The organism is Flammeovirga yaeyamensis (assembly GCF_018736045.1).
GTDB lineage: Bacteria > Bacteroidota > Bacteroidia > Cytophagales > Flammeovirgaceae > Flammeovirga > Flammeovirga yaeyamensis.
Genome location: NZ_CP076133.1, coordinates 864,098 through 875,505, shown reverse-complemented (window position 1 = coordinate 875,505; position 11,408 = coordinate 864,098). Strand labels below are relative to the sequence as shown.

The following is an 11,408-nucleotide window of genomic DNA, read 5'->3' as shown; positions in this document are numbered from 1 at the left end:
TTTGTTAATTCAATGTCTTCATTTTCAATAAATCACTTTTGTACAGTTAGTTAGCTCTGCCCTTTGTCGGTTTTAGTCTCATTGTTGTCTTTCATTTTATTTATTAAAAAATACATTTCATTTCATCAGATTTTCAGTTTAGCTACATCATCACTTTTTTATCCTTCTCTATTGCTGATGATTTTCCATATTTACCAGGAGTGAGTCCATAGGTATCTTTAAACATTTTAGTAAAGTGAGTTCGGCTTTTAAAACCTGTAAGAAGATACACTTCTGATACTGGTATTTTTTCTTGAACCAACAACTCTGCAGCTTTTTTAAGTCTAAACATACGCAATAACTCTAGAGGAGTATGGTTTGTTATTGCTTTTACTTTCTGATAAAAATGAGTTCTATTTAAGTACAATTCTTTAGCAAAGAAATTAATATCTAGTTCTTCGTTAGAATAGTTGTCCTCCATCAATTGATAGAGTTTATCTATAAAAATCTTATCGTTTTTATCGGTTGATTTTCTTTCTAACTCAATAGGTACATCAATCTTAAAACGCTCTCTCAAAAGCATTCTATTTTTGAGGAGCATTTGTATAGAAGTAATTAAGTGTTTCATATCAAAAGGTTTGGTGATGTAAGCATCTGCACCTATTTCCAAACCACTTATTTGATCTTCAATACTCGATTTTGAAGTTAATAGAATCACCGGAATATGACTCGTTCGAATATCCAACTTTAATGATTTACATAACTCTAAACCATTTAATTCCGGCATCAGAATATCCGATAGCAATAAGTCAGGCCATTCTTTTTCTAAATGATCTAAACACTTTCTGCCATTATCAAAAGCTTTAATATTAAAGTGATCACTTAAGACCGATTGTACAAATTCTCTAAGATCTAGATTATCTTCAACATAAAATATAGTTTGATCTTTGAGGTTTTCATCAATCTTTATTTCTGGAAGGACTAAATTATCAGGAAGTAATTTCTGTCTTTCTTCGTGGCTTTCTTCTTCTAATAGTTGGGTTAGTCTCACCTCGTTAAACTGACTCTCTTTGCTCACTTTTGTTGGAATAAAGACATGGAAAGTCGTCCCCTCTTTCTCATTACTAGTCACTTTAATTGATCCAAAATGCAGATCCACTAACTTTTTAGAAAACGCAAGGCCAATTCCCGATCCTATCGTCGAGGTGTTGGTTTTCGATTGATAAAATCTATCAAAAATAAATGGTACATCTTGTTCGGATATCCCTTGTCCACTATCTGTAATGTACAAATCGATTCCATTTGAATTAGACGAATACTCTATGATAATCGAATCCTTTTCCTTGGTAAACTTAAAAGCATTATTCAATAGGTTATTCAGTACGATTTCTAATTTACTATAATCTGCATTGATGAATAATTTATTCGCTTCTCCCTTTAGGTGAAACGTCTTATTCTGCTTTTTTGCCAAAGGATCAAAATCTTCTTTCACATTGGTGAGTAACTCGATAAGATCGAAAGACTGCAACTGTAATTTTAGTAAACTTTGTTCGGCCTTATTAAAATCTTGTACCTGATTGACCAACTGATACATTTTTTTAGACTGTCTACTAATTAAGTCCAAATGCTCAAATGCTTCTTTATGCGAACTGAACATTTTTAATAACACCTGTATCGGTCCAGATATTAAAGTAAGTGGAGTTCTAAATTCATGGGAGATGTTCATGAACATCTGTTGCTTGGTCTTGTTTAGTTCTTCTAGCTTGTTGTGTTCTAACTGTTCAATCTGCAACTGATGTTTTAGATTCGTAAGATGAAGCAAAAACTTTATAGTAACACCTATAATTGCTACTCCAAGTACCACATAAATAATATACGCCCAAGTTGTTTTCCAATAAGGTGGCTTAATCTCTATGGCAATACTTTTTATTTGTCCGTAGTCTTTATTCGAATTAGAAGTCGCTACCTCGAACGTATAATTTCCAGGAGGCAAACTATTAAAACTAGCTGTTTTTAGATCAGAAGTAACTTCCACCCATTCTTTTTCACTCGGTAAGAGTCTGTATTTTAGTAAGTGACTTTTAGGATTACTGTAATGCAGAGACAACATCTCAATAGAAAATACATTCTGATCATAGTTCAAAGAGAAATGATCTGTACTATTGAGGTTTTGAGTGAGAATGATATGATCATCTACTGTTTTATTGGGTTGTACTTCTTGATTATACACCTTTAGTTCTCCAAGTCTTAAATCAGGATAAGACTCATCCGAGATACTATCGGGATGAAAAATACAGAATCCATTTGCACCTCCAAATACCATCTTTCCATCATCTAACAATGCAGATGTATTTTCGAAAGGTGCAACAAAAATACCGTCTTCCTTACTAAAGTTTCTGATTACAAAGGTTTTTGTATTCAGAACGTTTAATCCTTTATTCGTGCTTATCCAAAGGTTATTATTAGCATCAGATAATATGGATTTTACCACATTATTATCTAACCCCTCTTTCTCTCTAAATGATGTAAAAGTATAAGTGGATGCATCTTGTTCTACTCGACAAACTCCACCTCTTTCAGTTCCTATCCAAAGTTCTTTATTTGGTAATCGAAGAATAGAGGTAATGTGGTTACTTGATATCGAATTCGGATTTTTCGATGAATGCACATACTGTTCTGTTGCTAACTCATCTAATGGTAAATCTTTATTCTGTATACGAATCAATCCATTCAACCGTGTGCCTACCCACACAACGTCGACTAACGGATCAACATACACATATCTCATTTCGCTGGATAAATTCTTCGTTTGCTGTTTGAATTTACTCAACTCTTGTGCATCAATTAACTTGTTATTTTTAATTTCCAATCGAAACAACCCCTCGTTGGTGGCTAACCAATAATAACCCAATCGATCTTTGGCAACAGATTTTATATTCAGTTTCCCTAAGAAAGGAAATCTACTATCTTTAATTTCCAACCATCGATCGTCCTCCTTTTTCTGAAAATAAATATGCCCAAGATTATAGTTACTCTTGATCCATTTATTCCCCTCATTATCTAAAAATAGATTACTAATATGCTTGGCATCAAAATTTTTCAATCGATTATCAATAGCACAAAATTGATTTTGAGCGATATCATAACAGTAAATTCCTCTGAAATTAACGTTAAACAATAAGGTGTTTTCATCAAATTGATTGATACTTAAAACCTGACTCTTCTTCGGAAAACGTTGCTTAGTATTATTCGGAATTTTGAAATTACTGAAATCTTGAAATCTGTTATTGATATGATAGATCCCCTCAGTAAATGATGCGATCCAATCTCCGCTTTTTTTATTGATGGCATAAACACTCACCCTATCCAACGGTAAGCTTACTTTATTTTTATACTTACTGAGCTGTACTCCTCGTTTCAATTCATGATAATCTTCAATCACATCTAAACCTGTAGAAATATGACCTAAATAAAGCTGATTATCTTCGGCACAGTAGATACTTCTAAATCTAATTTTAGTAAAATATTTATCCTCAAAGGAAAGAATCTGATCACTATCCTCGTTTACTTCATATTTGTAAATACCGGAATTCCCAGCAATAAATACATGTTTTTTATCGGGAGTGATCGTTATCCCCCTTGTATTTTTTAGACCCGCTAATTTAATTTTCCTATGTGTATCTTTTTCTAAATTGTAGATAACTAACCCGTCAATAGTTGATAAAATGATATGATGATCCAACTGCACCATGCCATAGTAATAAAAGCCATTCTTTTTCTGACTTTCAATAGTGATAAACTTCTGAAGCTCATAGGTTTCCTCATCAAAAAAGTACAAACCATTGTGTTCAGACACACAAACTATTTGATGTTGATACTTAAATATGTGGTTGATGGTAGAACCGTTAATATGTACTTCTGCAGACTCTGCTTCGTATAACGTATAGAAACTCTGGTCTTTATAATTGTATAAGGAAATACCTCGTTCTGTACCTACCCAAATGTTGTTATTTTTATCTTGGTACAACGATCGAACTCGATTATTGGTAATACTTTCTACCTTTCCTGTATTCCTAAATACCTTAAAATCATATCCATTAAAGCAATTTAGTCCGTCGAAAGTACCTAGCCACAACAAACCATTGTGATCTTCTAAAATAGACGTTACCCCATAATGAGATAATCCATCACTCATAGAGTAACTTTTTGTTTTAGAAAAGGTATTCTCTGAATATGAATGTTGGTTAAAGCATATTAAAGCAAGTAGTAAAAGAAAAAAATACTTCTTCATTAAGTTAATATTAAAACTATTCATCTCATTTATTAATACTTATTCTTGTAATTAGTTTTTGAAAAATTTTTGATAGAAAAATTTAGGAAGTATTACGCTTTTGATGAATGCACAAAATTTATGATGAACAAAATTAAGTTCTATTTCTTCTAAACAAACAAATCATCAGCTAAAGAAACTTAACAAAAATAATTACATAGAATAAGTACTGAATTTCAATAACAAAATTTCAGATGGAATGGGTGTCTGTTTTTATTCATTAATTGTATCAAATTGTCAATTCATAATTGATGAATACCTAACTAAAATTACTCATACGCATATAAAAACTAATTATTCCCCAAACTGATCCGTTAAAGTAGCACTCAATGAAGCAGGAAAAGCACCAATCAAAGTTCGCTTAAATGCTAAACTAAAATCTGTTATCCATGGACATTTATCCACCACTGTAAGTAACGTTCCAATGATAACAACTGATAAAACAAAGGTGCTGAAAATTCTAATTGCATATTCTTTTCTGAATAGCTTTAATTTCATTTTGTAGGATGAATAATAGACAAAGCAAGCAATAAACACTATGGATATACCACTTAATATCAAAGTATTTAGCCATGGTAATGCATCGCCCATTGTCCATACTTCTTCTGTGAAAGCTGTGGGGACTGCAAGGATGCTGGCTCCCACTATTATTTCTAAAAGATCATTGATTCTAAATTCAACTTTAAGTGGAATATCAATGGTTCTTAGTATTTTTCCTTGCTCATCTAAAATTTCAAATAACTCATACAGCCTTCCATTAACTCTATGAAATTTTCGATTTACTCCTTGAATATTGAGTTTCATGCTAAAGTAAATTTTAAAGATTCTTTCTATTTATCCTGTATCAAAAAGTTATTCTTAAACATTTGATCACCCTACAAAGATCCGCCTTACAGAATGGAATCACTTGATGAAAAAATTTAAGGAGTTGTGTAAAATCGTCAACTTTATTTTATGGAATGATGTTTACAGAATCAATTTCTTTGGTATCTTTAATAAGGACAAATTTTTGGAAATGGAAGATAAATATACCTTTGAGACGAGTGAACACACAGTTCACGGAAGCTATGAAAAATTTGCCAAGGATTTAAAAGGCACTTGGGATGGAGAGGAACTTAATATAGACACAGGTTGGTGCACCTATAGAGGTCATTCTTTCTGTTTTTTGGAAGAAATGTATGTGGGTATTTTTGAGCTCAATTCTAAAAAACCAATTACCGTAAAATATGAACCTGATGATGGTAAAACTTATATTAGTATTCGAATAGGTTTTACGGGGTCTTTCTTTAGTAAAGGGGACACCAAAAAATTTCATAATCTAGGCGTTTTTATCTACAATTCTTCACAACAATTTGAAATTGAACTTCCTCATGGAGCAAAATACGAATACGTTACTATTCGGTTTTCTGTAGATTTTTTCAATAAATTCACCCGTGAAAATGCCAACTCCAAAATCAAAGCTCTTTTTCAGAATAAAACGCCTTGGTTTCATTACCTTCCACTAGATGTCGAAATTGAAAACTGTGTCCGTACTATTATTGCGAATGTGGACAAAGACAAAAGAAGGGATATCTATTTTTTCAGTAAAGCATTAGATATTGTGGGCATTATACAAGAAAAATTGGAACAAGAAAGTACCCATATCAAAAAGAATATACACCCCGAAGATCTAAAAGCCATGATGCAACTAAAGGATGAATATCTTTCTAATTTTACTGAACAGCCTAATTTATCTGAGTTAAGTGATGAGTTTGGGATGAGTATTTCTAAGTTGAATCGTATTTTTAAATCAATTTTCGATCAACCTATTCTTCAATTTTACAAACAACAAAAGGTGGAAGAAGTCTATAGACAAATTATTTATACTGATAAAAGTTTGACAGAGATTTCTATGGATCTAAATTTTAGTGATAACGCCCATATGAGCAACGTTTTTAAAAAATACTACGGATATGCTCCTTCTGAACTGAAAGACAAAAAAGACACTGGAAAACTAAAATAACCTGTCTTTTAAAAAAATTAATTGATAAAGAACCCTCTTGATGAGCATTTTCATACAAGAGGGTTTACCATAAATAAAACCAAAACTAATTTATTTCTTAGTGTGCACCACAACCACAAGGTTCAAATGGCTTGTCAACACCAGTTCCACGAACATCACCTAATGCACCACAACCACCGGCATAACGAATATCCTGAAGCTGAATGACGTTGTTATCAAAATCCGTAAGGTACAACTCTTTTGTATCTCCATTTGCGTCACCACCACGGTCAGGCATACGTTGTGTGTAGTAAGTTTGTAATGGACCTGTCGCTCTCCAAGCCTGACCTAAAACATTCATTCCGAACTCACCAAGATCTTTCTCAATACGATTTACATCGAAATCTTTCACAGCAAAACAAGTATGGTCAATACGAGGTTTCACACCTTTAGCTTCTGGACCACTTAATTCATAAAGTACCAATGAAGCATTACCCGTTCCTACTCTTAATACTGGAGTTGGACCTTGATACGTATCTACTGGAAGATCAAAAATACTTTGATAGAATTTTAAAGACTCTGCACCGTTTGATACACCAAGCGTACAATGGTTTAATTCTATACTTTCTACTAATCCTTTTGTTGGTGCTTCTTCAGGAACAGCATACGTAACATCGCCTAGAAGTCCGCTACCACCTGCATATTTCTCATCTTGAATCTGTACAATAATTCCATCAGGGTCACCAATAAATAATTCTGGAGTACCTTCAGCTGCACCACCTTTATCAGTTCCTCTGTTTCTTAATGTAAATTTACCTGGATCCGGATAAATTGATTGCTCATAACCTAAAGCTGTTAAACGCTCGATAAATTCATTAGGATCAAAATTTTCTACAGAGAAACCAAAGTGAGTATAACCCGGCTTGTCCGTTGCTTCTCCTAAAATAGAGAAATACTGAGGGCCATCGCCTACTCTGAAAACAACGCTATCGCCTTGACGGGCTACGATCGGGAAACCGAAAATGCCTTGTAACCACTCCACCATTCTTTTGGGATTTGATACGCGCATTGAAGCATGATTGATTGAGATAACTGGTACTGGTTTGAAATTTTTTTCTGACATAATTTTAATTGTTTGTGTCTTTGCAGACGAATGATATATTTTGAACTTATCTATTTGTAAACTTCTGACTTTAAAGTCTTTTTGACATCTCCCTCATTGTTTACATTACAAATATCAGGGTTTAAAAAAGGAATCTCTTGAAGGAAAAAGGCAGGTAGTTGTAAGAAATCTTCAAGTTGTTTTTTTCTTTTTAATACTTGAATAATATTCTAAACTACTTCACGCTTAAAGAGCAGATTCCTACATCAATTGAATGGCCTAAAAGCAAAAAAAAAGAGGCAACATAGTATGATATGTTACCTCTTGATATAAATTATTTGTTTTCTTTATTTTAGATCAAAAATTCCTACACGATCGGATTTTGTACTACCTACCCAAATACGATTTCCCACTTCAATCGCACTTGTTCCTGCTCCTAGTACTCCGTACACAGCAGCTGGCATTACTTCGGTCAACTCAAGCGTTTCAGGATCAATACGTGTGACTTTGAAAGCCGTCATTTGGTTACCACCATAAGCGGCAGCCACTTCTTGTTGCTTGGCAAAATCCAATGGCTCATCTACTACATGGATACCTGCCAAAATCGATTTCCCATCAGCTGACCAACGTAAGTTATCTGGAATACCTCCTAAATCCATTGAGGTGACTTTAACAGGAGATTCAGTTCGATCTATTTTCACCACAGAAAAACCGGTAGAAGCGGCGACATAAATCTGTTGTCCATCTTCTGAAATCACAATGCCGTTTGGTGTTGAAATATTTTCTGATCCCTCAATGTCTTGCCATCCATTTGATTTATACCAAACGCGAGTATTACCAATTGGAGCTCCTTTTAGTGCCAATTTCATAGATTCTTCTTGAGGCATTAAAGGGTTACCTGTAGATGTTGCCACTACACCACCGTCGGGCAATAAAGCAACAGCATCTGGCCAAAAATCTTCGGCTACATCAATTCCACCAATCCATGTAAAAGTTGGAATTTCTTCTGAATAGTCAATTCTAAATACCTCTACAGCTTCTCTACTTTCACCAGATGCACTAGCATGGCTAGCTACGTACACTTCAATAGTAGTTTCTATTTGATTATGGAAGTCAAAACCATGAGGACTAAATGCACTCCAAGTTGGAGGGGTAGTTAATGGGAAACGATCTTCTTCTGCGGCTATTTTAATCGACGAAGAATCAACTCTAAACCCAGTTTCTTTTTCAGCGTCAAATAAGTGCCAATAACCTGTTGTGATTACTTTATCCCAGAAATTAGGTCCATAACATGTAATTCCACCACCAACGATCCAATTGGTTCCTGGTATCTGAATGATGTCTTCTACGTTATAAAAACCGATATTAAATTTGGCGTTCGACATGAATTGTTCAACTGTTTTCATTGTTTTGTTATTTAATTTTTGATTAATAAATTTTTTAGGAATTTCAACGATGGGTAAGATCGAAGAACTTATTTCAATCGTTTTATTTTCGTATTGAGCAAATGAGAAATTGACTCCAATTAGAACAAACAAATTGATGTGAAATAGTGTATTTTTTTTCATTGTATTTATAAATCTGTGAGCACCATCATTTTGATTGTATCACAAATATTGAGGTTGAAAAAAGGAATCTCTTGAATGAAAAATGTAAGTAGTTGTAAGAAATCTTCATTTTCAATTGAACCCTTTTCTCAGCAATGCCTACTAATGCTCGCAGTTCTTTATGTTTCTTAAATGAAGACCTATCAGCATGAAAGACATAGCATAGGAAAGTCCACTTAACCAAACAGGCTCAAAACCAATATATTTTGATATCATACTCAATGCATAAATGATATAACTTCCCCACATCAATTTATTTTGAAGCGATTGTGCACTACATTTTAATGTTGAAAAGTAAACTGCTATACCACTAATAACGATCATAGATAAATCAATCATTCCCCAAATATCTAATTGATGAATATGGTGGATATGATCGTGATGATGATGTGCTGAATGGGATAAGAAAGAACTTCCAATCATCACTCCTGAGGTGATAATACAATGGATCAAACAAACAAATGATCCTGTAATTCCTATCTGATCGGTGTACCTGATAAATTCTCTTTTTAAAGCGTACATAGTGCCAATATTTTATGATTAAAGATGATTTTTTTGATGTTCTAATTACTGAACAATACAAAAGTCTTGATTTCTAAATGAAAAGAATTGAAAGGAATCGTCAGGTGCTTGCAAGAAAACGGCAATATTATTTTTATCTCTATTTGATTGATTCTTATATCAATAAATGGGGTTGTGTAGGAAAATTCAATAAAAAACCCCACCTAAACAATAGGAGGGGTTTCATCACTAAAACTGTCGTTGAGTAAATCAACTTATTATTTATCTTAATTTGTAATTTTTAGTTCCTTTAGAATGATCACCTCTAATCTTAGTGAACGCTTCCATCATTTCAGCTACTTTATCCTTATGATCTTTCGCTAAGTTGTTTTGCTGTGAAGGATCTTCTTTCAAGTTGTATAACTGAATTTCTGGATCGTTACCAATTTCAATCGATACTTTCTTTAACTCAGCTGGACCTTTGTAAGATGGAATCAATAACCAATCACCTCTTCTGTAAGCAGTTCTTGATGTTGCTTCCAATACTAAGTCAATACGACCTTCTTTTGATTCACCCAATAAGGCATCCATTACGTTCTCACTATCGTCTGTTTTGATATCGCTACCAATTAAAGAAGCAATAGAAGTAAGTAAGTCCATCTGACAAACGATTGCGTCTGATTTCATTGGCGTAATTTTACCTTTCCAGTACGTTAAGAATGGTACACGAGCACCCGCTTCGAATAAACTGTATTTACCACCACGAAGTACACCTGCTGGTTTATGATCACCTAATTTCTCTACAGCATCGTCATAATAACCGTCGTTCAATACAGGACCGTTATCTGATGAGAAGATCACTAAAGTGTTTTCTAATACACCTTGCTCTTCTAATGTTTTCATGATCTCACCAATACACCAATCGGCTTCGATAATTGCATCACCTCTTGGACCCATACCCGACTTACCTTCGAATCTTGGGTGTGGCGTTCTTGGAACGTGAGGTTGTTGCATTGCATAGTATAAGAAGAATGGTTCGTCTTTATGCTTTTTGATATAGTCCTTAGCTTTCACTAAGAAGTGATCTGCCATTTCGTAATCGTCCCATTTTGCAGACTCGCCACCTTTCATGTAACCGATTCTTGGAATACCGTTTACTACTGAGTTATTGTGACCGTGGTGCCATTTCATTTTTACTAACTCTGGGTTAGTGATTGCTGTTGGCTCACCTTCGAAGTTCTCTTTATAACTTACTTGAATAGGATCGTTTGGATCTAAACCAACTACGTTACCGTTATCAATATATACGGTTGGAACACGGTCTTGAGTCGCTGCCATAATGTAGCTCTCGTCAAAACCAACTTGATTAGGACCTAAATTAATCGTTTTGTTCCAATCCATGTTACCATCACCTAAACCAAGGTGCCACTTACCTACTACACCTGTAGCGTAACCTTCTTTCTGAAGCATTTTTGGAAGTGTCATGGCCTCTGGACTAATAATTAGAGGAGCAGAACCAGGAAGAATTCTCGCTTTAGCGTTTCTCCAAGGGTACGTACCTGTAATTAAACCAAATCTACTTGGAGTACAAGTTGCAGATGTCGCATAACCATTCGAAAACTGCACTCCATTGTTGGCAAGGAAGTCCATGTTTGGTGTTTTCAAATTAGTAGCGGCACCATATGCGCCCATATCTCCGTATCCTAAATCGTCTAGATATATTAAAAGGATATTTGGCTTTTTGGCTACTTCCGACGAGCCTTCTTGTTTTGATGAATTACACCCGATCAATCCGATAAAGGCTGCAATTAAAAGTACTAACTTATTTGATTTCATAATTAAAAAAAGTTGTGTCAGTTAAAAATAGGGAGACCGCACGTATGCAGCCCCCCCATATTAGCTAGGTTA

At 34.2% G+C, this 11,408-nt stretch carries 7 protein-coding genes; 1 reads left to right on the top strand and 6 read right to left on the bottom strand.

Annotated elements, in window-relative coordinates:
• Positions 1-142: 142 nt before the first annotated feature.
• Both KMW28_RS23500 and KMW28_RS23495 read right to left on the bottom strand, forming a co-directional pair.
• Positions 143-4,174: a hybrid sensor histidine kinase/response regulator transcription factor gene (locus KMW28_RS23500; RefSeq protein WP_169661955.1), complete on the bottom strand. Its 4,032-nt coding sequence runs from the start codon at positions 4,172-4,174 to the stop codon at positions 143-145.
• Positions 4,175-4,603: 429 nt separating this feature from the next.
• A complete protein-coding gene (locus KMW28_RS23495; RefSeq protein WP_169661956.1) occupies positions 4,604-5,113 on the bottom strand; it encodes a DUF2391 family protein in 510 nt (169 codons plus the stop codon).
• Between the two features lie 106 nt (positions 5,114-5,219).
• On the opposite strand from KMW28_RS23495, the gene KMW28_RS23490 reads away from it, so the two are divergent.
• Positions 5,220-6,311 carry a helix-turn-helix domain-containing protein gene (locus KMW28_RS23490; RefSeq protein WP_169661957.1) on the top strand — a complete coding sequence of 364 codons (1,092 nt, stop codon included), beginning with the start codon at positions 5,220-5,222 and terminating at the stop codon, positions 6,309-6,311.
• Positions 6,312-6,408: 97 nt separating this feature from the next.
• Here the strand turns inward: KMW28_RS23490 and KMW28_RS23485 are convergent, their stop codons facing one another.
• From KMW28_RS23485 to KMW28_RS23470, 4 genes are all read right to left on the bottom strand, one after another.
• The gene (locus tag KMW28_RS23485) at positions 6,409-7,413 is read right to left on the bottom strand and encodes a VOC family protein (RefSeq protein WP_169661958.1); all 1,005 of its coding nucleotides are present in this window, start codon (positions 7,411-7,413) and stop codon (positions 6,409-6,411) included.
• Positions 7,414-7,739: 326 nt separating this feature from the next.
• The gene (locus tag KMW28_RS23480) at positions 7,740-8,960 is read right to left on the bottom strand and encodes a hypothetical protein (protein WP_169661959.1); all 1,221 of its coding nucleotides are present in this window, start codon (positions 8,958-8,960) and stop codon (positions 7,740-7,742) included.
• A gap of 141 nt (positions 8,961-9,101) precedes the next feature.
• Positions 9,102-9,521, bottom strand: a complete 420-nt coding sequence (locus KMW28_RS23475; protein ID WP_169661960.1) for a MerC domain-containing protein — start codon at positions 9,519-9,521, stop codon at positions 9,102-9,104.
• Positions 9,522-9,782: 261 nt separating this feature from the next.
• A complete protein-coding gene (locus KMW28_RS23470; RefSeq protein ID WP_169661961.1) occupies positions 9,783-11,336 on the bottom strand; it encodes a sulfatase family protein in 1,554 nt (517 codons plus the stop codon).
• Positions 11,337-11,408: the final 72 nt, after the last annotated feature.

Bases quoted from the DNA above. Each gene is read 5' to 3' on its own strand.
- KMW28_RS23485 (WP_169661958.1), bottom strand. From the start codon at position 7,413: ATGTCAGAAAAAAATTTCAAACCAGTACCAGTTATCTCAATCAATCAT.
- KMW28_RS23490 (WP_169661957.1), top strand. From the start codon at position 5,220: ATGAAAAAATTTAAGGAGTTGTGTAAAATCGTCAACTTTATTTTATGG.
- KMW28_RS23480 (WP_169661959.1), bottom strand. From the start codon at position 8,960: ATGAAAAAAAATACACTATTTCACATCAATTTGTTTGTTCTAATTGGA.
- KMW28_RS23475 (WP_169661960.1), bottom strand. From the start codon at position 9,521: ATGTACGCTTTAAAAAGAGAATTTATCAGGTACACCGATCAGATAGGA.
- KMW28_RS23500 (WP_169661955.1), bottom strand. From the start codon at position 4,174: ATGAGTGATGGATTATCTCATTATGGGGTAACGTCTATTTTAGAAGAT.
- KMW28_RS23495 (WP_169661956.1), bottom strand. From the start codon at position 5,113: ATGAAACTCAATATTCAAGGAGTAAATCGAAAATTTCATAGAGTTAAT.
- KMW28_RS23470 (WP_169661961.1), bottom strand. From the start codon at position 11,336: ATGAAATCAAATAAGTTAGTACTTTTAATTGCAGCCTTTATCGGATTG.